This is a genomic window from Streptomyces sp. NPDC002730 (genome assembly GCF_042888805.1).
Lineage (GTDB): Bacteria > Actinomycetota > Actinomycetes > Streptomycetales > Streptomycetaceae > Streptomyces.
In genome coordinates this window covers 38,709-61,650 of record NZ_JBIAQG010000023.1, presented here as the reverse complement: position 1 = coordinate 61,650, position 22,942 = coordinate 38,709, and the positions used below count along the sequence as shown (strand labels likewise).

At 70.6% G+C, this 22,942-nt stretch carries 21 protein-coding genes and 1 pseudogene; 12 read left to right on the top strand and 10 right to left on the bottom strand.

The genetic code is table 11. The annotated features are described in order from the left end of the window. The first annotated feature begins 15 nt into the window (after positions 1-15). Positions 16-699, top strand: coding sequence for a gamma-glutamyl-gamma-aminobutyrate hydrolase family protein (locus ACFYXH_RS39450; RefSeq protein ID WP_389573808.1), 684 nt, complete (start codon positions 16-18; stop codon positions 697-699). 235 nt (positions 700-934) lie between these two features. On the opposite strand, the gene ACFYXH_RS39445 is transcribed toward ACFYXH_RS39450, so the two are convergent. After that, positions 935-1,873: a LysR family transcriptional regulator gene (locus ACFYXH_RS39445; protein ID WP_389573805.1), complete on the bottom strand. Its 939-nt coding sequence runs from the start codon at positions 1,871-1,873 to the stop codon at positions 935-937. Between the two features lie 70 nt (positions 1,874-1,943). Between ACFYXH_RS39445 and ACFYXH_RS39440 the strand changes: the two genes are divergently transcribed. Continuing rightward, complete coding sequence (locus tag ACFYXH_RS39440; RefSeq protein WP_389573866.1) at positions 1,944-3,071, top strand: TDT family transporter; 1,128 nt, start codon at positions 1,944-1,946, stop codon at positions 3,069-3,071. A gap of 190 nt (positions 3,072-3,261) precedes the next feature. Then, entirely contained in the window at positions 3,262-5,331 is a 2,070-nt protein-coding gene (locus ACFYXH_RS39435) for a right-handed parallel beta-helix repeat-containing protein (protein WP_389573803.1), read from the top strand. Between the two features lie 106 nt (positions 5,332-5,437). On the opposite strand, the gene ACFYXH_RS39430 is transcribed toward ACFYXH_RS39435, so the two are convergent. The 4 genes from ACFYXH_RS39430 to ACFYXH_RS39415 form a co-directional block, all read right to left on the bottom strand. Further along, positions 5,438-6,160 (bottom strand): helical backbone metal receptor, encoded by a 723-nt coding sequence (locus ACFYXH_RS39430; RefSeq protein WP_389573800.1) that lies wholly within the window; start codon positions 6,158-6,160, stop codon positions 5,438-5,440. A gap of 11 nt (positions 6,161-6,171) precedes the next feature. Beyond that, positions 6,172-6,759, bottom strand: coding sequence for a helix-turn-helix domain-containing protein (locus tag ACFYXH_RS39425; RefSeq protein ID WP_389573863.1), 588 nt, complete (start codon positions 6,757-6,759; stop codon positions 6,172-6,174). Positions 6,760-6,925: 166 nt separating this feature from the next. Then, complete coding sequence (locus ACFYXH_RS39420) at positions 6,926-8,758, bottom strand: ABC transporter permease/substrate binding protein (RefSeq protein ID WP_389573797.1); 1,833 nt, start codon at positions 8,756-8,758, stop codon at positions 6,926-6,928. Further along, positions 8,751-9,905, bottom strand: coding sequence for a glycine betaine/L-proline ABC transporter ATP-binding protein (locus tag ACFYXH_RS39415; RefSeq protein ID WP_389573794.1), 1,155 nt, complete (start codon positions 9,903-9,905; stop codon positions 8,751-8,753). Before ACFYXH_RS39415 ends, ACFYXH_RS39420 begins: the two co-directional genes overlap by 8 nt. A gap of 277 nt (positions 9,906-10,182) precedes the next feature. Between ACFYXH_RS39415 and ACFYXH_RS39410 the strand changes: the two genes are divergently transcribed. Next, positions 10,183-11,088, top strand: a complete 906-nt coding sequence (locus tag ACFYXH_RS39410; protein WP_389573860.1) for a 5'-3' exonuclease H3TH domain-containing protein — start codon at positions 10,183-10,185, stop codon at positions 11,086-11,088. Between the two features lie 51 nt (positions 11,089-11,139). Next, entirely contained in the window at positions 11,140-11,988 is an 849-nt protein-coding gene (locus ACFYXH_RS39405; RefSeq protein WP_389573791.1) for a siderophore-interacting protein, read from the top strand. Between the two features lie 254 nt (positions 11,989-12,242). Here ACFYXH_RS39405 and ACFYXH_RS39400 read toward each other — a convergent pair whose 3' ends face one another. Further along, entirely contained in the window at positions 12,243-12,887 is a 645-nt protein-coding gene (locus ACFYXH_RS39400; RefSeq protein ID WP_389573788.1) for a MerR family transcriptional regulator, read from the bottom strand. Between the two features lie 113 nt (positions 12,888-13,000). Here ACFYXH_RS39400 and ACFYXH_RS39395 point away from each other — a divergent pair, with 113 nt between their 5' ends. The 5 genes from ACFYXH_RS39395 to ACFYXH_RS39375 all read left to right on the top strand — a co-directional run bounded on the left by ACFYXH_RS39395 (position 13,001) and on the right by ACFYXH_RS39375 (position 17,311). Then, the gene (locus ACFYXH_RS39395) at positions 13,001-13,978 is read left to right on the top strand and encodes a hypothetical protein (protein WP_389573785.1); all 978 of its coding nucleotides are present in this window, start codon (positions 13,001-13,003) and stop codon (positions 13,976-13,978) included. Then, positions 13,975-14,436, top strand: a complete 462-nt coding sequence (locus tag ACFYXH_RS39390) for an ABA4-like family protein (protein WP_389573783.1) — start codon at positions 13,975-13,977, stop codon at positions 14,434-14,436. Before ACFYXH_RS39395 ends, ACFYXH_RS39390 begins: the two co-directional genes overlap by 4 nt. A 163-nt stretch (positions 14,437-14,599) precedes the next feature. Then, a complete protein-coding gene (locus ACFYXH_RS39385; protein WP_327322410.1) occupies positions 14,600-15,184 on the top strand; it encodes a sigma-70 family RNA polymerase sigma factor in 585 nt (194 codons plus the stop codon). Further along, positions 15,181-15,927, top strand: coding sequence for an anti-sigma factor domain-containing protein (locus tag ACFYXH_RS39380; RefSeq protein WP_389573779.1), 747 nt, complete (start codon positions 15,181-15,183; stop codon positions 15,925-15,927). Before ACFYXH_RS39385 ends, ACFYXH_RS39380 begins: the two co-directional genes overlap by 4 nt. Positions 15,928-15,940: 13 nt before the next feature. Then, the gene (locus tag ACFYXH_RS39375; RefSeq protein ID WP_389573776.1) at positions 15,941-17,311 is read left to right on the top strand and encodes a cryptochrome/photolyase family protein; all 1,371 of its coding nucleotides are present in this window, start codon (positions 15,941-15,943) and stop codon (positions 17,309-17,311) included. Positions 17,312-17,354: 43 nt separating this feature from the next. Here the strand turns inward: ACFYXH_RS39375 and ACFYXH_RS39370 are convergent, their stop codons facing one another. Together ACFYXH_RS39370 and ACFYXH_RS39365 are read right to left on the bottom strand one after the other, a co-directional pair. Further along, positions 17,355-18,617 (bottom strand): class I SAM-dependent methyltransferase, encoded by a 1,263-nt coding sequence (locus tag ACFYXH_RS39370; protein WP_389573773.1) that lies wholly within the window; start codon positions 18,615-18,617, stop codon positions 17,355-17,357. A 116-nt stretch (positions 18,618-18,733) separates the two neighbouring features. Further along, positions 18,734-18,892: pseudogene (locus tag ACFYXH_RS39365) on the bottom strand (FAD-dependent oxidoreductase); the annotation flags it as partial. 231 nt (positions 18,893-19,123) lie between these two features. Here ACFYXH_RS39365 and ACFYXH_RS39360 point away from each other — a divergent pair. Further along, entirely contained in the window at positions 19,124-20,722 is a 1,599-nt protein-coding gene (locus tag ACFYXH_RS39360) for an amino acid permease (protein WP_389573770.1), read from the top strand. 39 nt (positions 20,723-20,761) lie between these two features. On the opposite strand, the gene ACFYXH_RS39355 is transcribed toward ACFYXH_RS39360, so the two are convergent. Beyond that, on the bottom strand, positions 20,762-21,001 hold the full coding sequence (locus ACFYXH_RS39355) for a hypothetical protein (protein ID WP_389573768.1): 240 nt from the start codon (positions 20,999-21,001) through the stop codon (positions 20,762-20,764). Between the two features lie 75 nt (positions 21,002-21,076). On the opposite strand from ACFYXH_RS39355, the gene ACFYXH_RS39350 reads away from it, so the two are divergent. Then, positions 21,077-22,018, top strand: coding sequence for an ADP-ribosylglycohydrolase family protein (locus tag ACFYXH_RS39350; RefSeq protein WP_389573765.1), 942 nt, complete (start codon positions 21,077-21,079; stop codon positions 22,016-22,018). A 171-nt stretch (positions 22,019-22,189) separates the two neighbouring features. Here ACFYXH_RS39350 and ACFYXH_RS39345 read toward each other — a convergent pair whose 3' ends face one another. After that, positions 22,190-22,816: a TetR/AcrR family transcriptional regulator gene (locus tag ACFYXH_RS39345; RefSeq protein WP_389573763.1), complete on the bottom strand. Its 627-nt coding sequence runs from the start codon at positions 22,814-22,816 to the stop codon at positions 22,190-22,192. Between the last annotated feature and the right edge of the window lie 126 nt (positions 22,817-22,942).

The following is a 22,942-nucleotide window of genomic DNA, read 5'->3' as shown; positions in this document are numbered from 1 at the left end:
CTGAACGGAGTCACTGTGTCCAAGCCGCTGATCGGCGTCACGACCTATCTGGAACCGGCCAAATGGGGCGTGTGGGATATGCCCGCGGCGTTGCTGCCCGCCGGGTATCCGCGCCTCGTCCAGGCGGCAGGCGGCCTCGCCGCGCTGCTCCCACCGGACGATCCGGCCCTGGCCGAGTCGGTCGTATCGCGGCTGGACGGGCTCGTCATCGCGGGCGGTGCGGATGTCGAGCCCGTACGGTACGGGGCCGAGCCCGATTCCCGCACCGGCCCACCGGCGCGGGACCGGGACGCGTGGGAACTCGCCCTGATCCGGGCGGCGTTGGAGTCCGGCACACCGCTGCTGGGGATCTGCCGGGGCCTGCAGCTGCTGAACGTGGCGCTCGGCGGGACGCTGGTCCAGCACCTGGACGGGCATGTCGGGGGTGTGGGCGTCTTCGGCCGGCACACGGTGAAACCTGTGCCGGGGACGCGGTATGCGGAGATCGTGCCGGAGGAGTCGTCGGTCCCTACGTACCACCACCAGTCGGTGGACCGCCTGGCGGACGCGCTGGTGGCGAGCGCGTACGCGGAGGACGGCACGGTGGAGGCGGTGGAACTGCCGGGTGCGGGGTGGGCGCTGGGGGTGCAGTGGCATCCGGAGGCGGGCGAGGACGACCGAGTGATGTCGGCGCTGGTCGCGGCGGCGTCGGCAAATTGAGCCCCTCCGGCGATCGAGGGGCGGGGGTCCGGGGTAGAGCCCCGGACCCCCGCCCCTTCGGCGTTTGAGGCGCGGGGCCCGGAGCGAAGCCCCCGGAAACCAGCCCCGCCGGCGACTGAGACGCACGGCCCGGGGCAGAGCCCCGGTTACGGGAAGGGGCGGGGTGGGGGCTGTATCCGATCTGCGGATCCGCCGCGTGGGCCCGCCGCAGGCGATCGACGCGCGGGAATCCGGGTCAGCCCGACGTCGGACGTCTCCTCGTCAGCGTGAGCAGATCCCGCGCCGGGCCCGTCGGGCGATGCGACGTCGGCCAGACGGCACGCAGATCCCGGTGAAGGTCCACATCCTCCACCGGGACGGCCGTCAGGCGGCGGGCCGTCAGTTCCTCCGTGACCGCCAGTTCGCTCAGGACCGCCGGGCCCGCGCCGCTCACCGCCGCCGCCTTGACCGCCGTCGTCGACGCGAGCTCCAGAAGCGGGTCCGCGAGGCCCCCGTACTCGCTGAGCGCCGAGTCGAGGACCTGGCGGGTGCCCGAACCCCGTTCGCGGAGGATCAGCGGGGTTGCCGCCAGTTCCGCCAGGGGCAGCGGTGACCGGCGGCGGGCCCACGGGTGGCTCGGGGCGGCCAACACGACGAGCCGGTCGTGGCCGATGGGCGTCCCGTCCAGGCCCTCCGGCACGGACAGGCCCTCCACGAAGCCCAGATCCGCCTCGCCCGCGAGCAGGCTCCGGGCCACCATCGCCGAGTTTCCGGCCATCAGCGAGACCGCAGTGCCGGGGCGCTCGGCACGGAGCGCGATCAGCCAGCCCGGCAGCAGGTACTCCGCGATGGTCATCGAAGCCGCCACCCGCAGCCGCGAATCGCGCCGCCCCCGCAGCGCCTGCGCCCCCGCGTCGAACGCTTCCGCCGCCTCCACCACCCGCCGCGCCCAGTCCGTGACGAGCGCACCGGCGTCCGTGAGCCGGGAGCCGCGCGGCGACCGGTCGACCAGGGCCACGCCCAGCTGCCGTTCCATCGAGCGGATCCGGCTGCTCGCGGCCGGCTGGGTGATCCCGAGCTCGCGCGCCGCACGCCCCAGACTGCCGTGCCGGGCGACAGCGAGCAGGAGCTCCAGCGCGCCCAGATCCGGCACCCGGTGTGCGAGCGGCACCCGTCCGTCGTCCTCGTCACTCATAAATCCAGCTTATGGGGCCATAGAGGAGTGATCCCTGGTGGGGCCCCTCACCCCGCGTGACAGTGGAGACATGGTCACCGCCGTGCAGCCCAGCCCACGCACCGCCGTCGCACTCGCGGCCGTACGGCTGCCCTCGTTCCGCCACTTCGGCCCCAACTGGTACGCGACCGTCATGGGCACCGCCATCGTCGCGAACGCCGGCGTCGCCCTCCCCGTCGATGTCCCGGGGCTGCGGACGGCCTGCGCCGCGGTGTGGGTGCTCTCCGCCGTGCTGCTGGCCCTCGTCCTGACAGCGCGCGCCACGCACTGGATCCACCACCGCGACCAGGCCCGCGCCCACCTCGTCGACCCGGCGATCGCACCCTTCTACGGCTGCCTGTCCATGGCGCTGCTGGCCGTCGGCATCGGCACGTTGACCGTGGGCCAGGACTTCATCGGCGAGCGCGCGGCCGTGGCGGCCGCAGCCGTGCTCTTCGGTGTCGGCACCCTCGTCGGACTCTCCGCCGCCGCCGTCGTCCCGTACCTCATGGTCGTACGCCACCTGGTGACGCCCGGCACCGCCTCGCCCGTCTGGCTGCTCCCCGTCGTCTCTCCCATGGTCTCCGCATCGCTCGGTCCCCTGCTGGTGCCTCATCTGCCGGCCGGCCAGTGGCGGGAGGCGATGCTGCTCGGGAGCTATGCGATGTTCGGGATCAGTCTGCTGGCCACCCTCGTCATCCTGCCGATGGTCTTCGCCCGGCTCATGCACCACGGCCCGCTGCCGCTCGCGCTCACCCCCGCCCTCTTCCTGGTCCTCGGACCGCTCGGCCAGTCGACCACCGCCGTCAACAGGCTCGCGGAAGTGGCTCCGGCCGCGATCTCGGCTCCGTACGCCACCGGTCTCGGCACCTTCGCGGTGGTCTACGGCGTCCCGGTGATGGGTTTCGCCCTGATGTGGCTGGCGCTCGCGGGCGCGACGGTGGTGCGGGCCGCACGCGAAGGCATGCCGTTCACGATGACCTGGTGGGCCTTCACCTTCCCGGTCGGTACCTGTGTGACCGGCGCGGAGGCTCTGGCGGCCCACACCGGGCAGGCCCCGTTCGAGTGGCTCGCGGTCGGCCTGTTCGCCCTGCTCGTCACGGCGTGGGCCGTGACCGGGGTGCGTACCTTGCGCGGTCTGTTCAGCGGAGCGCTGCTCGCAGCACCTGTACAGCGGTGACAGCGCCGCTGATCCCTCCGTGCTGAGCAGAGTCCGGGCGGTGTCCAGCCGGCGACATCCGACGCACGGCCTCGCGCCCAGGCTGTCGGCGCATTGGCGTCCGTAGCGGATGCTGCCGCCATCCGTAACGGGTCAGTCACAATGCGCTTTCCTTGCGCTCCCGCATCTGCCACTGAACTAAGAACGTCGTGTGACCACGGAACCCAACACCCCAGTCGACACCGGGCCTGAAGGCAACCCGCCGCCCGCTGGCGCCCACTGTGGTGGGGAGGGGGATGCAATGCCCGGTAAGCCTGTGGCGTTCATGAGTTATGTCCGTTTCAATGACCAGCACGATGACGGCCTGCTCACCGCGTTCCGGGAACGGCTCGGTACCGAAGTCCGGGCGCAGACCGGCGAGGAGTTCGTGATCTTCCAGGATCGTAACGATGTCGCCTGGGGGCAGAACTGGCAGCAGCGCATCGATGAAGCGCTGGACGCAGTGACACTGTTGCTGGTCATCATCACGCCGAGCCTGTTCCGCAGCCCCGCCTGCCGGGCAGAGGTGGCACGGTTCCTGGAGCGGGAGCGTGACCTGGGCCGCCAGGACCTGATCCTGCCGGTGTATTACATCAGCGCCCGGGAGCTGGACGATCCCGGGCTGCGCGAAGCCGATGACATGGCCCGGATGCTGGCCTCACGGCAGCACGCCGACTGGCGGGAGCTGCGGTTTGAGCCGTTCACCTCACCGCTCGTGCGCAAGGCCATCGCGCACCTGGCGTCGCGGATGCGGGACACGTTCTGGCAGCCGCCCGCCACCGCCCCGATTCGCCCCGCCAGGCGTGCGGAGGCCAGTCGAGCCACGGCCGGGCCGATGGAACAGACGGGGGACACGGCCAGAGTCACGGCCAAGACCGAGCCGCCGACCCATGTGGTGGATCCCTATCAGCGGGGGGACTTCGTCACGGTCAGCGCTGCGATCAAGACCGCGAGACCCGGTGACCGGATCCTGGTCCGGCCGGGCCTGTACGAGGAGGGCCTCGTGGTCGACAAGCCGCTGGAAATCCTCGGCGACGGCCCGGTCGCCGACATCGAGATCCGCGCCCGCAACGCCGACGCGCTGATGTTCCAGGCCAGCATCGGCCGGGTCGCGAACCTGACACTGCGCCAGACGGGAGGTAAATGGTTCGGCGTGGACATCACCCAGGGGCGGCTGGAGCTGGAAGGCTGCGACATCAGCAGCCAGGGCCTCGCGTGCGTCGCCATCCGCGACGGCGCCGACCCGCGGCTGCGCCGCAACCAGATCCACGACGGTAAGCAGAGCGGCGTGTACGTCCAGGCCGGCGGCGCGGGCACGCTGGAGGACAACGACATCACCGGCAACGCTCTTTCGGGCGTGGAGATCACAACGGGCGGCAACCCCACGCTGCGCCGCAACCAGATCCACGACAACAAGCAGAACGGCGTGTACGTCCAGGACAGCGGCGTCGGCACGCTGGAGGACAACGACATCACCGGCAACGCTCTTTCGGGCGTGGAGATCACAACGGGCGGCAACCCGACCTTGCGCGCCAACCGGCTCAACGACAACAAAGGTGGCGGCGTGTTCGTCCAGGACAGCGGCATGGGCACGCTGGAGGACAACGACATCACCGGCAACGCCTATTCGGGTGTGACGATCAAAACGGGCAGCAACCCCACGCTGCACCGCAACCAGATCCACGACAACAAAGGTGGCGGCGTGCTCGTCCTGGACAGCGGCGTCGGCACGCTGGAGGACAACGACATCACCGGCAACGCTTTCGCGGGTGTGACGATCCAAACGGGCGGCGACCCCACGCTGCACCGCAACCAGATCCACGACAACAAGCAGAACGGCGTACTCGTCCTGGACAGCGGCATGGGCACGCTGGAGGACAACGACATCACCGGCAACGCCTATTCGGGTGTGACGATCAAAACGGGCGGCGACCCCACGCTGCACCACAACCAGATCCACGACAACAAGCAGAACGGCGTGTACGTCCTCGACAGCGGCATGGGCACGCTGGAGGACAACGACATCACCGGCAACGCTTTCGCGGGCGTGCAGATCACAACGGGCGGCAAACCGACCTTGCGTGCCAACCGGGTCAACGACAACGGATACGAGGCGGTATGGATTTACGAGGATGGCGGTGGCGTGATCGAGGGCAATGACCTGACGGGCAATACCAGAGGCGCGTGGGACATCGCAGAGGATTGCAAGGACAACGTGACCCGCGCCCGCAACAAGGAATGAAGGATCGTGCGGGCGTCGATTGCCAGGGTCCGGTTGGTCGCACCGGCCTCCTCGGAAGGTTTCCCCCATGTGCCCGATGCACCAAGTCGCCGGCCGTGCAACGCAGTTACATCTGCTGGGTTGCTCGTCGCAGCGCCGCGCCGAGCACCGCGGGCGCCTCGGCCAGTGAGGGCCCGTACCAGGTCAGATGGCGGCCGCCGACAAGCGCGGCGGGCAGCCCGGGAAAGGCCTCGGGTCCGTCGTCGGCCGCGAAGCGATACGGCTCGTCGGGCAGGACCACCAACTGGGCGCCGCGGTTCCGCAGTTCCTCCAACGGGATACGCGGATAGCGCTCGGCGTGCCCCGCGTACACATTCCTGACACCGAGCCGGGCCAGCAGATCACCGGCGAAGGTGTCGCGGCCGAGCACCATCCACGGTCGCCGCCAGATCGGCACGACCGCCCGCCACTCCCCCAACGACGCGACCGCGGCCCACGCCGCCTCCGCCTCGTCCAGCCAGCGCGGCCGCGCCATCCCGCACCCGGCCACCAGCACCCGCTGCAGCTCGCGGAACGCCTGCTCCAGATCGCGTACCTCGGTGACGAGGACCTCGAGGCCCGCCGCCCGCAGTGCGGCCAGATCGGGCTCCCGGTTCTCCTCCTCGTTCGCGATCACGAGATCCGGGCGGAGCCGGACGACGGCCGCCACGTCCGGGTTCTTGGTGCCCCCGATCCGTACGACATCGAGGTCCGGGGGATGGCTGCACCAGTCCGTGGCCCCGACCAGCAGCCCGGGTGCGCTGACGGCCACGGCCTCGGTCAGCGAAGGCACCAGCGAGACGACACGCACCGGGGCCGCCCTCAGCGCCGCTGGTCTGTGGACGCGTCGATGTGGTCGGAGACGGTGACGACCAGGATCCGGGTGTCGGGCGTGGTGGCGCGCCAGCGGTGCCGGACGCCGCCGGAGAGGAAGAGGGTGTCGCCGCGCGCGAGCCGGTAGGCGCGTCCTTCCGCCTCGACCTCCGCCGTACCTTCGGCGACGTACATCAGCTCGTCGTTGCGGTGCTGGAACTCGCGTCCCGCATCCTGCTCACCGGTGAATTCGAGGGCTTGCAGCTGATGCTGTCCGCGCACGAGGCGGCGGGTCGTGGCGGCAGGCGGAAGCCCGGCGTCGTCCGGGGCGCGTACGACATTGATGGTGCGGGCGGCGTCGGATGCGGCGATCAACCGGCCGGCCGTGGTCTCCAGCGCGTCGGCGACTCGCTGGAGCGAACGCATGCTGGGGCGGGCCCGCTCGTTCTCGATCTGGCTGAGGAAGGGCACGGAGAGACCGCTGCGCTCCGCCACGGCGGCCAGCGTGAGGTCAAGGGACCGGCGGCGCCTGCGGACGGCCGCGCCCACCCGAAGGGGTTCGGTCTCCTTCGGGTCCTTCGCGTCCTTCGCGTCCATCGCGTCCATCAGCCGGGCTCCCCTCCCTGGTCCTGTCTCACCTTACGCAGCTTCCGACCGCCGGTGCTCAGGGAGCAGGCCGGTACCGCGGCCGCCCCGGCCCGGAAAGCCCGAAGGGGTGGGCCCGCCAGAAGCGGGGCCCACCCCTTCGCGCAACGCTCAGCCGCTACTGCGGAGCCGTCGTGCTCGCGGCCTTGCCCGCCTCGGCGAACGGGGTCCACTTCTCGGCGAGGTCCGGGTTCTCCTTGAGCCAGGCGCGTACCGCGTCCTGCTCCTTGCCCTTGCCCGTCGTCTGGATCTTGGCTTCAAGGTCCGTGAGCTGCTTCTCGGTCATCTTGAAGTTCTTGAGCCACTTGCCGACCTGCGGGTTGTCGGCGCCGAAGCCCTTGCGGGCCAGGGTGTGCACGCCGTCGCCCTTGCCCCAGGAGCCCTTGGGGTCCTTGAGCTTCTTCAGGTCGTAGCTGCTGTACGCCCAGTGCGGCGACCACAGCGTGGTGACGACGGGTTCCTTCTTGTCGTACGCGCGCTTCAGCTCGGCGAGCATGCCGGGCGTCGAGCCGTCGACGACCTTGTACTCGCCCTCCAGGCCGTAGTCCTTCAGGACCTTGTCCTTGAGGATGCCCATCATTCCGGCGCTCGGCTCGATGCCGACGATCCGGCCCTTGAACTGACTCGACTTGCCCTTGAGGTCCTCGAGGGAGTCGATGCCCTTCATGTACGAGGGAACGGAGAGCTCCAGCGAGGTGGGGCCGTACCAGGGGCCCAGGTCCTCGAGCTTGTTCTGGTACTTCTTCCAGTACTGGGCGTGGGTGACCGGGAGCCAGGAGTCGGTCTGGAAGTCGACCTGACCGCCGGCCAGACCGGTGTAGAGCGCGCCGGCCTCCAGCTGCTTGGTCTCGACCTCGAAGCCGCGCTTCTCCAGCATCTCCTTCCAGAGGAAGGTGGAGGCGATGCCCTCGTCCCACGGGATGTATCCGATGGAGACCTTCTTGCCCTGGCCGACGTTGCCGGCCGAGGCGTCGGCGGACTTGGCTCCGCCGAACATGCCCATGCCGCCCGCGACGAGGGCGAGGACGACGACGCCCGCGACGGCGACGGCCGGCTGCGGACGGTAGTTCCAGATCTTCACCCCGCCGGTCAGCGACTTCGCCTTGGCGAGGGCGCGACGGCCGAGCGGTGAGACCTGCCGGCCCAGCGCGCCGGTCATCCGGTCGAGGTACATCGCCAGGATGACGATGGAGATGCCCGCTTCGAAGCCGAGGCCGATGTCCACATTGCCGATGGCGCGGTAGACCGCGCCGCCGAGACCACCGCCGCCGACCATGCCGGCGATGACGACCATGGACAGGCCCAGCATGATCACCTGGTTGATTCCGGCCATGATCGTGGGCAGGGCGAGCGGGAGCTGGACGCGGAGCAGGGTGTTGCGCGGCGTGGTACCGAAGGCCTCGGCGGCCTCGACGAGCTCCTCGTCGACCTGCCGGATGCCGAGTTCGGTCATCCGTACACCGGGCGGCAGGGCGAAGACGATGGTGGCGATGATGCCGGGGACCACGCCGACGCCGAAGAAGATGATGCCGGGGATCAGATAGACCATCGCCGGCATGGTCTGCATGAAGTCCAGGACCGGCCGGGTGACGGCGCTGACGGTCTTGGAGCGCGAGGCCCAGATACCGAGCGGTACGGCGATCACCAGGGTGACGATCGTGGCGACGAGCACCAGGGAGAGGGTCGACATCGCGTCGTCCCACAGCTCGATGGAGTCGATCAGCGCGAAGCCGGCGAAGGCCAGCACGCCGCCGAGCAGCCCGCGCAGCCACCAGGCGACGACGGCGAGGATGCCCGCGAAGAGCAGCGGCTGGGGCGCGGAGAGCGCCGCGTCGATGCCGTCGTACATACCGGTGACGACCGAGGTGATGGCGTCGAAGAGCCAGGAGAGATGGGACTGGAGCCAGTTGACACCGGCGTCGACCCAGTCGCCGAGATGGAGCCTAGGCACTGGCCACCTCCTTGGTCACGCCCTGCTGCGGGACCGCAGCCTGCCGCGATCCCGCGTCCTGCGGCGGAATCGCTGCCGGGGTCATCGGCTCGCCGAGGACCGCGAGCAGCCGGGCGCGCGGTACGACGCCGATCAGCTCCCCCTCGTCGTCGATGACGGCTACGGCGACGCCGCTGGTGGAGCAGGGGGTGAACAGCTCGATGATCGGCGTGTCGGCGGAGACGGTGGCGGGCGCCGCGGCGAGCACGTCCTTGGCGTTGCGCAGTTCCTTGCCGCTGTCCGTCTTCCTGCCGAACGACGTCTGCGGATCGGCCATGATCGCGCCGGCGGTCAGCACCCGCGAGCGGTCGACGTCCTGGGTGAAGGAGGCGACATAGTCGTTGGCCGGGGTGACCAGGATGTCCTCGGCGGTGCCGAGCTGGACGATCCTGCCGTCCCGCATCACCGCGATCCGGTCGCCGAGGCGCATGGCCTCGTTGAGGTCGTGGGTGATGAAGACGATGGTCTTCTTGAGCCGTTTCTGCAGCTCGAGCAGCTGGTCCTGCATATCGCGGCGGATCAGCGGGTCGAGCGCGCTGAAGGACTCGTCCATCAGCAGCAGATCGGCGTCGGTGGCGAGCGCGCGGGCCAGGCCGACGCGCTGCTGCATACCGCCGGAGAGCTCGTCGGGCCAGGAGTTCTCCCAGCCGGCGAGGCCGGCCAGCTCCAGGGCCTCGGCGGCGCGCTTGTCGCGCTCGGCACGCGGGACACCCTGCACCTCGAGGCCGTAGCCGGCGTTCTCCAGCACGCTGCGGTGCGGGAAGAGCGCGAAGTGCTGGAACACCATGCTGATCTTGGTCGAGCGTACGGAGCGCAGCTCGCGGCGGCTCAGGGCGGTCAGGTCCTGACCGTCGAAGAGCACGCGTCCGGCGGTGGGCTCGAGCAGTCCGTTCAGCATGCGCAGCAGCGTGGACTTACCGGACCCGGACAGACCCATGACGACGAATATCTGCCCCGGCTCGACGGCGAACGATGCGTCGATCACCGCTGCGGTCGTTCCGTCGGCGCGCAGCTCGTCGCGGTCACTGCCGCTCTCGAGCTTGCGCACCGCTTCGTCGGGTCGTCTGCCGAACACCTTGTACAAGTGCTCGGCTTGCAGCCTGGACACATACACCTCACGCGTTGAACCGAAAACGGCTCGCCAACCCCCGCAGGCGAGCCGTGGAGCAGGACGGGTTCCGCCCGCTTGCCCGTGGCATGTGCCGGCCGTCTTGATCCAAAGCCGTGCCGCGGGGTCCGCTCCGGGTCCGCGCCTGCCCGCGCCATTTCGGGCCAAACCCAACAGTGACCCACCTCACGAGGGCGGTGCGAGGGGGCCGCTGTGGGTGGAGAGCGGGTGGCTGTCAGTGGGGTGCGGCATCATCAAGGTTGTGACGCGACGCCTGATGCTCCTCGACACCGCTTCCCTGTACTTCCGGGCCTATTTCGGGGTCCCCGACTCGGTACGGGCCCCCGACGGCACTCCGGTCAACGCCGTGCGCGGACTGCTCGACTTCATCGCCCGGCTGGTCCAGGACCACCGCCCCGACGACCTCGTGGCCTGCTGGGACAACGACTGGCGGCCGCACTGGCGGGTCGAGCTGATCCCTTCGTACAAGGCACACCGCGTCGCCGTCGAGACGGAGACGGGGCCGGACGAGGAAGAGACCCCGGACACCCTCGCGCCCCAGGTTCCGGTGATCGTGGACGTGCTCGACGCCCTCGGCATCGCCCGTGTCGGCGTTGACGGGTACGAGGCGGACGACATCATCGGCACGCTCACGGGGCGCGCCACCGGGCCCGTCGACATCGTCACCGGCGACCGCGACCTCTTCCAGCTGGTCGACGACGCCCGCGGCCGGCGCGTGCTGTATCCGCTGAAGGGCGTCGGGACACTGCAGGTCACGGACGAGGCGTGGCTGCGCGAGAAGTACGGCGTCGACGGACCGGGCTATGTCGATCTGGCGCTGCTGCGCGGCGACCCGAGCGACGGGCTGCCGGGTGTGCCCGGGATCGGCGAGAAGACCGCGGCCAAGCTGCTGGACTCGTTCGGCGACCTGGCCGGGATCATGGCCGCCGTCGACGATCCGCTCGCCAAGCTGACACCGTCGCAGCGCAAGCGGCTCGACGAGGCGCGGGACTATGTCGCGGTCGCGCCCAAGGTCGTACGGGTGGCCTCGGACGTATCACTGCCCGACTTCGACCCCGCGCTGCCCTCCGAGCCGCGGGATCCGGCGTCGCTCGACGAGCTCGCGGCCCAGTGGGGGCTCGGTGGCGCGCTCAAGCGTCTGCTGTCCACACTCCAGGGCTGAGATGTTAGCTTAGGCAAGCCTAAGCACTGCACGAGTTCAGGGGAGACTGACGTGGCGGAACGACCGGCCCGCAAGGCAAGGAAGGCCCACGAGGCGCAGGTGGTGCGCGTGGAGCGGATCACGCCTCACATGGTGCGCGTCGTGCTGGGCGGTGAGGGCCTTGCCGGGTTCGCCATCGACGAGTTCACCGACCACTACATCAAGCTGCTGTTCGCGCCCGAGGGCGTGACATATCCGGAGCCGTTCGACATCGACCGGATCCGTGAGGAGTTCCCGCGCGAGCAGTGGCCCGCCAACCGCACATACACGGTACGGAGCTGGGACCCGGCCCGGCGTGAGCTGACGGTCGATTTCGTGGTTCACGGCGATGAAGGCCTGGCCGGGCCGTGGGCGGCCCGGGCGCGGGTGGGCGAGACGGTGCGCTTCCTGGGGCCCGGCGGCGGCTATGCCCCGGCTGCGACGGCGGACTGGCATCTGCTGGTGGGCGACGAGAGCGCGCTGCCCGCGATCGCCGCGTCGCTGGAGGCGCTGCCGTCGGGCGCTCGTGTCCATGCCTTCGTCGAGATCGACGGCCCCGAGGACGAGCAGAAGGTCGACACGCCCGAGGGAGTCGAGATCAACTGGCTGCACCGCGGGGCCCGGCCGGCCGGTGAGGCACTGGTCGCGGCGGTCACCGCGCTGGAGTTCCCGGCGGGCGACGTCTGCGCGTTCGTGCACGGCGAGGCGGCGTTCGTGCGGGAGCTGCGGCGCCATCTGCGGCTGGACCGGCAGATTCCGCGCGAGCATCTGTCGATCTCGGGGTACTGGCGACTGGGCCAGAACGACGAGGCGTGGCGCGCGGTGAAGCGCGAATGGAACGATCAGGTGGAGCGGGAACAGGAACAGGAGAAGGCGGCCTGACGCAGGCGTCTCCTGGCCCTCGGCTGCGGTTGCGGCCGGGGGCGTTTTCGTTCCTGGGGCAGGGGGCTCGGCCGGGACCTGACCGGCGCGCGGCCGAGCGATGCCGTTCTCTGCGTAGCGGGCAGAGCCGTCAGCCGTTCTCTACGTGACGGGCAGAGGCAGTCGGCCGCACGAAGGGGGAACGGCATCGGACACCGACCCCTCGCCCCCCTCAGCCCGACCCCTCGCCCCTTCAGTCCGACCCCCTCGTCCCTTCAGTCCGGCGGTCTGTCGTCCCCGTACCTGCGCGCCGAGACGTCCACGTGGGCAAGTCGGCGCAGTGCGACCAGCACCGCGTCACCCAGCACCGTGCCGATCACCACGCTCTCCACCAGGTCGTCAAGGCCCGCCCGGCGTCCGACATACGCGATGTCCGCCCGCGCCACCTGTTCCGCGGCGGACGCGTAGTCGTCCAGCACTTCGATGAAGGCTCCGTGCCCCACACGGTCCATCGCGGCCAGCGCGGTCGCGAGCGCCTCGACGGCCGGGGTGTCGTCGTCCACCCGCCAGCCACGCCGTGCGATCAGTTCCCGGACCTCGTCCCGCGCCCCTTCCAGCTCCGCGTCCGGCTCACCTTCGGCGTACCGCGGGACGATGGGGTCCGTGGCCGCGCCCAGCACCTTGTGCACGGATCGGCCGGGGTCGTCGACCGCCGCGAGGACCTCCGCGATCGCCGCCACCTTCAGCCCGCCCACATCGAGCAGCGCGCGGATCAGCCGCAGCCTGCGCTCGTGCGCGTCGTCATAGCTCGCCTGGTTCGGGCTCGTCAGCTGCCCGGCGGGGAGCAGGCCTTCCCGGACGTAGTACTTGATCGTCGGCACCGGGACCCCGGTTCTGCGACTCAGCTCTCCGATGCGCACCGCGTGTTCACCTCTTCGCTCTTGCCAGCCACAGCACTCATCATAGATAGTTCCACTATCGGATAGCGGATAGTTCCGCTATCCATTCGAGGAATCCGACGGAGGGGATACCTATGTCTTCATGGCGTTCTTGGCACCGGCCGCTCATGGTCTTCGCCGCCTCGATGGCGGTCGTATTCGCCGTGTCCGGCGTGGGCATGGTCGTCGACAACCGGGTTTTGGTGGGCTCGCCGATCTGGTTCAAGCCCCTCAAGTTCTCGGCCTCACTGATGATCTACGCGCTGACGCTGGCCTGGATGCTCTCGCTGGCCGGCCGCGGCCGCCGGCTGGGCTGGTGGGCCGGCACCGTCGTCGCGCTGACCGGCGCGATCGAGATGGTGATCATCACCGGGCAGGTGATCCGCGGAAAGCGCAGTCACTTCAACTTCGAAACCGCCTTCGACGGGATGCTGTTCAACATCATGGGGGCGACCATCGTCACCCTCTGGATCAGCTCTCTGATCATCGTCATCCTGTTGTTCCGCTCGCCGATGGCCGACCGCGCCGCCGCCTGGGCGATGCGGCTCGGCGCGGCCATCGCACTGGTGGGCGCCGCCCTCGGAAACCTGATGACACGGGCGACGCCGGAGCAGGAGGCGGCCGGTGGCCGCAGCGTCTCCCAGGTGGTCGGCGCCCACAGCGTCGGCGTACCCGAAGGCGGTCCCGCCATGCCGCTCACCGGCTGGTCGACCACCGGCGGCGATCTTCGCATCCCGCACTTCGTCGGTATGCACGCCCTTCAACTGATCCCGCTCTTCCTGCTCGCGCTCATCGTCCTGGCTCCGCGCTTCGCCCGGCTGCGGGACGAACGCGTACGGCTGCGGCTCGTGCTGGTCGCCTCGGGCACGTACGCCGCCGTGCTCGCTCTCGTTACCTGGCAGGCGCTGCGCGGCCAGCCGCTGATCCACCCGGACGGTGCGACGCTCGGCGCCGCGGCTCTGATCCTCGTCGCCGCCGCAGCCGGAGCGCTCGTATCGCTCCTGAGTACAACTCCCGCACCAACTCCCGCACAGGGCACCGCAGATGACACCGAGAAGGAGCTTGTGGCATGACCGGAGCGCTCTTTGAAATCACCTTCTGGCTGGCCGCCCCGTTCTGGCTGCTGATGATCTTCGCGCCCGCCTGGCGGCCGACCGCGCGGCTGGCCGCTTCGCCCTGGACCATCTCGGGTGTCCTCGTCATCTATGTCGTCATGGCGGTACCGGTCTTCCCGGAGCTCTGGACCGCGGTGAGCAGCCCGGACATCGACACATTCCGCGAGCTGGCGGTACGGGCCAACGGCGCCGGCGCCCTCTGGGCACAGGTCATCGCCTGGGATCTGCTCATCGGCCAGTGGATGTTCCTCGAGGCGCGGCGGCTGGGTATCCATCCCCTGGTGATGGGCCCGCTGCTGGTGCTGACCATCCTGCTGTCGCCGTTCGCCCTGCCCGTCTTCCTGGTGCTGCGCACGGTGAAGGCCCGGTCCGCGACCGGAGTCACGGACCGGGCCGTACACCCGCTCTCGTACTAGAAAGCTCAACGGTCTTCTGGTCAGGAAGCGGTTCGGCGTGCCGCACCCGAACCAATCCGCCTGGAATCAGCTTCGAACCCTGTACCAATCCACCTGGCCATCGGCTCCGAATGCCTGATGAAATCTGTCCGTCCACTCATCCACACCGTGGAGGAAAGTGCGCGTGAAAGAAGCCGTACACATCGGCGGCCCGACCTCGGCGGGTCCCGATCTGCAGCAACTGCTCGGCCTGGTGGCCAGAGGCGACCAGGAGGCCTTCTCCCGGGTCTACGACAGTGTCTGCGGACCTGTCCTCGGGCTGGTGCGCGCCGTGCTGCGCGACCCCGCCCAGTCGGAGGAGGTGACCCAGGAGGTGCTGATCGAGGTCTGGCGTACGGCAGCCCGCTTCCAGCCGTCCCGCGGATCGGCGATGACCTGGATTCTCACGCTCGCGCACCGGCGAGCCGTGGACCGGGTCCGGTCGGCACAGTCCGCGAGCGACCGCGAGCGGCGAGCGGCGCTGCTCGAACGGACGCCGGCCTATGACGACGTCACCGAGCAGGTCGAGGCCCGCCTGGAACGTGAGCAGGTACGGCGGTGTCTGCGCAGCCTGACCGAGCTGCAGCGGCAGTCGGTGACGCTCGCGTACTACCGGGGGCTGGCCTACCGGGAAGTGGCCGAACTGCTTTCCGTGCCGCTCGGCACGGTCAAGACACGACTGCGCGACGGGCTCATCCGGCTGCGCGACTGCCTGGGGGTGAGCGCATGACCATCGCTGATCTGCACACGCTGACCGGCGCCTATGTGCTGCACGCGCTGGCGCCCGACGAGCGTGCCGAGTTCGAGCAGCATCTGGAGGTGTGTCCGGCCTGCGCGCAGGAAGTACGCGAACTGGCCGCCACCGTCGGAAAGTTGGGGCTCGCTGTGGCCGTGACGCCGCCGCCCGCGCTCAAGCAGCGGGTGATGCGGCAGGTCTCCGGGGAGCGCCAGGTTCCGCCGCGGGTCTCACGCCGGGCACGCCCCGGCGGGAGCCGCGGCCGGACTCTGTCGCGCTTCGCGCTGGCGGCCTGCCTCGCCGCTGCCGCCGCCTTCGGCGGGGTGGCCGTCTGGCAGCACCAGGAGGCGCAGGACGCACGCGACCTGGCGCAGCGCTCTCAGCAGCAGGCCGAGGAGCTGGCCTCGGTGCTCGCCGCCCCGGACGCGAGGGTCAGCGCCGTGAAACTCAAGGACGGGGCGACCGGCACAGTGGTCGTCTCACGCGACAGGAACAAGGCGGCCTTCCTCGCCTCCGACCTGCCGAAGCCGCCGCAGGGCAAGGTCTACCAACTCTGGTTCAGCGACAGCGGAAAGATGCGTTCGGCGGGGCTGATGGACTCCGCAACCACCACCAACGCCGTCCTGATGGACGGACCGGTGAACACCGCCTCGGGCATGGGCATCACCCTCGAACCGGCGGGCGGCTCCCCCCAGCCGACCTCCGCCCCCCTTGCCCTGACGAGCTTCCCCGCCTGAGGAAGGACGGCGCATGAGAGTTGCGGTCATGCTCTTCACCTCCGATCTACGGCTGCACGACCAGCCGGCGCTGCGTGCGGCACTGCGCGGCGCCGACGCGGTCGTACCGCTGTTCGTGCTGGATCCGGGCATCCGGAAAGCGGGCTTCGACGCACCCAACCGCCGCGCCTTCCTCGCCGACTGCCTGGCCTCGCTCGATGCCGGGCTGCATGAACGCGGCGGTCGGCTGGTGATCCGTACCGGCCATGTCGCCGAGCAGGTCTGCCGGGTCGTCGCCGAGACCGGGGCCCGCGCTGTGCATGTCGCCGCCGGGGTCAGCGCCTACGCCGTACGCAGGGAGGAGCAGCTGCGCAGTGCGCTGGCGGCGGTGCGCTGTGCCCTGCACGTCCATGACGCGGTGGTCACCGCGCTGCCGCCGGGACAGGTCACGCCTGCCGACCGCGACCATTTCGCGGTGTTCTCGGCGTACTTCCGCAGGTGGGAGGCGGCCGGGCTGCGCGAGACCATGGCGGCGCCGCGGTCGGTGCCGGTCCCCGAGCTCGCCGGCCATCCGCTGCCGCGCCGCACCGCGGTGACCGGCGTGTCACCCGGCCTCGCCAAGGGCGGGGAGCCGGCGGGCCGACGGCGGCTGAGCGCCTGGCTCGCCGACACAGACGCGGGCATCGCGGCGTACGCGGAGCGGCACGACGATCTGCCGGGCGATGCCACCTCCCGGCTCTCGCCGCATCTGCACTTCGGCACGCTCTCCGCCACCGAACTCGTCCACCGGGCGCGGCGCAAGGGCGGTCCTGGCGCGGACGCCTTCGTACGGCAGCTCGCCTGGCGGGACTTCCACCACCAGGTCCTGGCGGCCCGGCCCGGGGCGGCCCACGCCGACTACCGTGCGCGCGGCGACCACTGGCGCAGTGACGAGAAGGCGATCGCCGCCTGGAAGGCGGGCCGCACCGGCTGCCCGATCGTGGACGCGGCGATGCGTCAGCTGCTGCACGAGGGCTGGATGCACAACCGCGGGCGGCTGCTGACGGCGAGCTACTTCACCAAGACTCTGTACATGGACTGGCGCATCGGCGCCCGCCACTTCCTGGATCTGCTGGTGGACGGGGACATCGCCAACAACCAGCTCAACTGGCAGTGGGTGGCGGGCACCGGGACCGACACCCGCCCCAACCGTGTCCTCAATCCGCTCGCTCAGGCGAAGCGCTTCGACCCGCAGGGCGACTACGTACGCCGCTGGGTCCCTGAGCTCGCACAGCTGGCCGGGCCCGCCGTGCACCAGCCGTGGAATCTCGACGGGCTGGAACGGGCCAGGCTCGACTATCCCGATCCGCTGGTGGAACCGGAGGAAGGGCGGGCGCGGTTCGAGCGGGCCCGCGGCCTGCACTGATCGAAGATCTCCCGGGCGCCGGGCACCCGGGGCGGGGTGGCCATCACGCCATCTCCTCCTTCGTCAGCAGCAGTTGCTGCACATCCAGCCGGCCGGAGCGGAAGCCCGCTTCGGAGTAGGCGAGATAGAAGGTCCACATCCGGCGGAAGGTCTCGTCGAAACCGAGGGCGCCGACCGCGGCGGCTCGGTGGGCGAAGCGTTCGCGCCACAGCCGCAGCGTCTCGGCGTAGTGCGGGCCGAAGCCGTACCGCTCGGCCACCCGCAGTCCGGTGCAGCCGGTGACGACCTGCTCGATCGCCTCGGTCGAGGGCAGCAGCCCGCGCGGGAAGATGTACTTCTGGATCCAGCTGTAGTTGGTTCGGGAGGCCGGCAACCTCTCCTGCGGCGTGGTGATCGACTGAAGCGCGATCCGCCCGCCCGGCGCGAGCAGCCGGTCCAGCATCCTGAAGTACTCCGGCCAGAGCTCCTCGCCGACGGCCTCGATCGTCTCCACGCTGACGATCGCGTCGTAGCGGCCGAGCACCTTGCGGTAGTCGCGCAGCAGGACGGTCACCCGGTCCGCCAGTCCCGCCTCGTGGACGCGTCGCCGCGCAAGCGCATGCTGCTCGCCCGAGAGGGTCACGGTCAGCACGCGGGCGCCGCGCTGTGCCGCACGGATCGCCAACTCACCCCAGCCTGTGCCGATTTCGAGCAGCTGAGTTCCGGATCCGACCTGCGCCAGGTCGAGCAGCCGGTCGATCTTGCGGTGCTGGGCGGCGGGCAGCAGATTCTGTTCGGCGGGGAAACCGCGGAAGAGGGCGGAGGAGTACGACAGGGTCTCGTCGAGGAAGAGCGCGAAGAGCTCGTTCGGCAGGTCGTAGTGGTGGCCGATGCCGGCGCGGGGGCCGTCGGACGTGTTGCGGTGCCCGGCCGGCCGCGTGGGCCCCCAGGCTCCGCGCAGCCGGCGGAGCGGCTCGGGGACGAGGGTCGCGGGGTGCTCGGCGAGTACGGCCAGTACGCCCACGAGGTCACGGGCCTCCCATTCGCCCGCCATGTACGACTCGCCGAAGCCGATGAGTCCGCTCGCGCCGAGACGGCGGAAGAAGGCCTGCGGATTGTGCACCTCCATGAGGGGCCCGCCCAGGCCGATCGGCTCGCCGCCCGCGAGGCGGACCCGTAGCGGCAGCCTGCCGAGCGCGCGCAGGACGAGCCGTTCGGCGGCGGCGGTCCGCAGCCGGGAGGTCCGGGGCAGCCGGGCCACGTCGGGCCAGCTCCGCGCGTCGACGGACGCGGCTCTCGATGGTGCCGGGGACACGGTCACGCTCACTTCACACCCTCCTGGGGGCACATGGCGGGAACGAGGTTGTACGGGCGGTCCGCGCCGATGGAGGCGGATGCCGTGGAACGGGATACCGGCGGATACGGCCGGGGTGGAGAGGGGTTGCCCAGGGCCGCACGGAGCAGGGGGGTGTGCGTATGCCCGCCGAGCCGGTCGTCCGCCTCGTACAGCGACACCTTGTGCGAGCGCTGCAGCACGTACGCGGCGCTCAGCCCTGCGACTCCACCGCCGACCACGGCCGTACGCCGCCGTTCCGCTGTCATTCCCGCTCCCCTCCCGGCCGGCTCCGGCACCGCCGTCCACCGTTCATTCGGCGCGGTGGGGGCGTTGGATTGGTCGACGGGGAGATCTTTCGGCGGACGGCGCACAAGGAGTACGGGCGTGAGGAGTTGGGCCCCGCGCGGACATGGACGTGTGACACCGGTGAAACAGCCCGTCCCTAATTTCTGTCACCCGACCGGAATCAACAACCGGAATCAGCGACAGGGGCTGCCATGACCGCCACCGCACCCACCGACGTACGGCCCGATCCCCCGGAGAACGACCGCGGCGGCGACACGGCCGCGCTGGCCGGCTTCGGCTACCGGCAGGAGCTGCACCGCAGCATGGGGCGGTACGCCTCCTTCGCCGCCGGGTTCTCCTTCATCTCCGTCCTCACCACGGTCTTCCAGTTCTTCGCGTTCGGCTTCTCCTTCGGTGGCGCGGCCTTCTTCTGGACCTGGCCTGCCGTGCTGGCCGGGCAGTTGCTGGTCGCGGCCTGCTTCGCCGAACTCGCCGCCCGCTACCCGCTGTCGGGCGCGATCTACCAGTGGTCGACGCGGCTCAGCACACCGTCCTTCGGCTGGTTCGCGGGCTGGATCATGGTGATCGGCCAGATCGTGGTGGTCGCCGCGGCAGCCCTGGCACTCCAGGTCGTACTCCCCGCGATCTGGTCGGGCTTCCAGCTGTTCGGCGGCGACCCGTCGCCCGTGACGCCGTCGGGCGCCGCGAACGCCGCGCTGCTCGCGGTCGTACTCCTCGCCCTGACCACCGCCGTCAACCTCCTCGACAACCGCGTCATGTCCGCCGTCAACCGCATCGGTGTGACCGCGGAGATCATCGGCGCGGTGCTGATCGTGGTGCTGCTCCTGACCCACTCCGAGCGTGGCGCGGGCGTCACCCTGCACACCGGCGGCCAGGGCGGAGCGATCGGCGCGCTGCTCGTCGGCTCCTTCACGGCGGCGTACGTCCTCATCGGTTTCGACAGCGCCGGCGAACTCAGCGAGGAGACCCGCAGCCCTCGCCGTACCGCCCCGCGCACGATCCTTCTCGCACTGGTCTCGGCCGGTGTCCTCGGCGGACTGCTACTGCTCGGCGGGGTGCTGGCCGCGCCGAGTCTGACCGACGGGCGGCTCGCGACCGAGGGTCTGTCGTACGTCCTCACGAGCAGCCTCGGCAACGGCGTCGGCAAGGCGCTGCTCATCGATGTGGTGATCGCCATCGCGGTGGCCACGCTGGCCATCCAGACGGCGGGCGCCCGGATGCTCTTCTCGATGGCGCGCGACGGCGTGCTGCCCTTCTCGGCCCGCCTCGCGAAAGTCTCCCCGCGCACCGGAATGCCGGCCGGCCCCGCGCTGGCCGTCGGCGCAGCGGCCGCGGCGCTGGGCCTGCTCAACCTCGCTTCGCCGGAGGCCTTCCTCGCCATCGGCACGACTTGCATCGCCATGCTGTATCTGGCCTACGCGATGGTGACGGGCCCGATGCTGGTACGCAGGCTGCGCGGCGAATGGGCCCGCGGCCCCGGCGCCGACGAGGTGGACGAGTCGGGCCGCCCACTGTTCTCGCTCGGCCGCTGGGGCCTGCCGGTCAACATCGTGGCTCTGGCGTACGGCCTGTTCATGACGGTGAACCTGGCCTGGCCGCGGGCGGCGGTGTACGACCCGTCGGGCGGGCACTGGTACTTCCAGTGGTTCACGGTGCTGTTCCTGCTGGGCACGGTGGGACTCGGAGCGATTGCGCGCGCGTGGCGGTCGCGCAAGGCGATCCCGGCGCCGGAGGCCGGGCAGACGCCGGAGGCCGGGCCCGCTGGAGGGCTGCCGGAAGGCGCACTGTAGCCGCCGCCGTGGCCGCGCTGGGCCGCCCCGTCCCGTGCCTCAGGCTGTGCCGGTCCTGATCCGCTTCCTGCGCGGAAAATCGGCGTCGTCCTCGGCCAGCGGAAGCGGCCGGTGCCCCTCCGTGTGGTCGTTGACCCAGCCGCACACTCCGCATGCGTAGCGCCCGTCGAGACCGGATACGCGGGTACCGCACTGCCTGCACTCGGTCTCGGTGATCTCCGGGGCGATGAGAGCCTCGGGATCGGGTAGCGGCTCGAAGTCCGGCAGCCAGTTGTTCATGACCGGAGGTTACCGCTGCGGCGCGGGTGCGGATGCGGCGTGCGGCCCGCTGCTGAGCCTCTCTACGCTGGCGGAATGAACCGCGTGGACCGCGTCAACCGCATGGACCGAGTGATCGGCACAGTCGTAGGCTCGGCGGTCGGCGACGCGCTGGGTGCCCCCTTCGAGTTCCGTGAGCCGGGCGTCTACACCACGCAATTCCCGGACGGCGTGGGCGAGATGTGCGGGGGCGGCGGCTGGGACCCCGGCGAAGCGACGGACGACACACAGATGGCGGTGCTGGTCGGCGAATCGCTGCTGGAACGGAACGGACTGGATCTGCCGGACATCTTCGGCCGCTTCCAGCGCTGGGCGGCGGACGAGCCGAAGGACATCGGCCTCCAGACCGAGGACGTGCTGACGAACGGCTCGCCGTGGGACCTCGCGGCACCGCTGCACTTCCGGATCACGGGCCGGGCGGCCGGGAACGGCTCCGTGATGCGGGCCTCGACATCGGCGGTGTACTTCGCGGGCGCAGGACGCGAGGCCACGATGGCGGCCGCCCGCCGGATCGCGGCGCTGACCCACGGTGACCGCGCGGCCTGGGAGGGCACGGCGATCCTCCACGAACTGGTCCGAGCGGCCCTGGACGGCGCGGATCCGCTCACCGCCGTGCCGCCGACGCTGCAGCTGGTCGACGCGGACCACCGCGCCGGATGGGCGAAGGTACTCGCGGCTGACTGGCACCCGGACGAGGCGACGGAGTTCAACGGCGCGGTATGGCCGTGCCTGGGCTCGGCGCTCTGGGCACTGCGTACAACGGCGTCGTACGAGGAGTCCGTGGCGGCGGCGATCGACCTGGGCGGCGACACGGACACGGTGGCGGCGGTGACGGGCATGCTGGCGGGGGCGGTGTACGGGATCGGGGCCATCCCGACGAGATGGCTGGAGCCGCTGCACGTACCGCTGCCGGGGTACGGGGGCCGGGTGCTGCGACTGGCTGAACTGACGTGGCTGGCCGAGGCGTTGGAGCCGTGACGGCCACCAGAGGGCCGGGCCTGTGCGGGGCGGCCGATGAGTCTCCGACGGCGCGAGGCCGCCGCACGGCGGCGGTGTGGGGTGTCAGCCTCTGTGCAGCCCGCCAGCCAGGGGCCCGGGGGGAGTCTTCGGTTTCGGGAAGGGGCGGGGTGAGGAAAACCGCGCCCTATCTCACGCCCCGGCGATCCGCAGCGCCGCATCCGCCGTCGCCCGCGCGAACACCCCCACAGCCCGCTCCGGATCCGACCTGTGCACCAGGATCACGCCCTCGATCAGCCCGAACACCAGGTCCGTACGGAGCTGCAGCTCGCCCTTGTCCAGCTCGGCCCCCACCGCCGTCGCCCCCAGCAGCTGCCCGTACGCGTCCTTCAAATCCGCCCGCACCCGGTGGAAGCCCGCGAAGCGTTCGCCCCGCACCTCCGGCAGCAGATACAGCGCGCCCAGGTTGTGCGGCCCGCCGCACAGCAGTTCCACGTCCGAGCGGCACAGCTCCCACAGGCGCGTCTCCGCCGGGCGCGTATCGTCCGCGAGCAGGTCGCGCGCCAGGGTCAGGGAGGGCGTGACCGTCGACTCGAGGAGCTCCGCGAGCAGGTCCTCCTTGCCCCCGAAGTAGTGGTACATCGTCGCCTGGCGCATCCCCGCGCTCTCCGCGACCACCCGCGTCGTGGTCGCCGCGTAGCCGTGCGTCGTGAACAACTCGGCCGCCGCGGCCAGCAGTTCGTCCCGCGCGGACAGCCCGCTGTCCGGCCGCTGCTCCGCGCGCGGCCGCCCGACCCGTCGTCCTGAGGTGGTGCCCATGCAGCCGATCGTCGCACACCCTCGGAGCGCCAACCGCACACCCCTTCGACCAAGGTCCCGGTGAGCGTTCCGTAACTGACCGGCAACGGACGGGCAACGGTCCCGACTCCCCCTCCGCCTAATTTC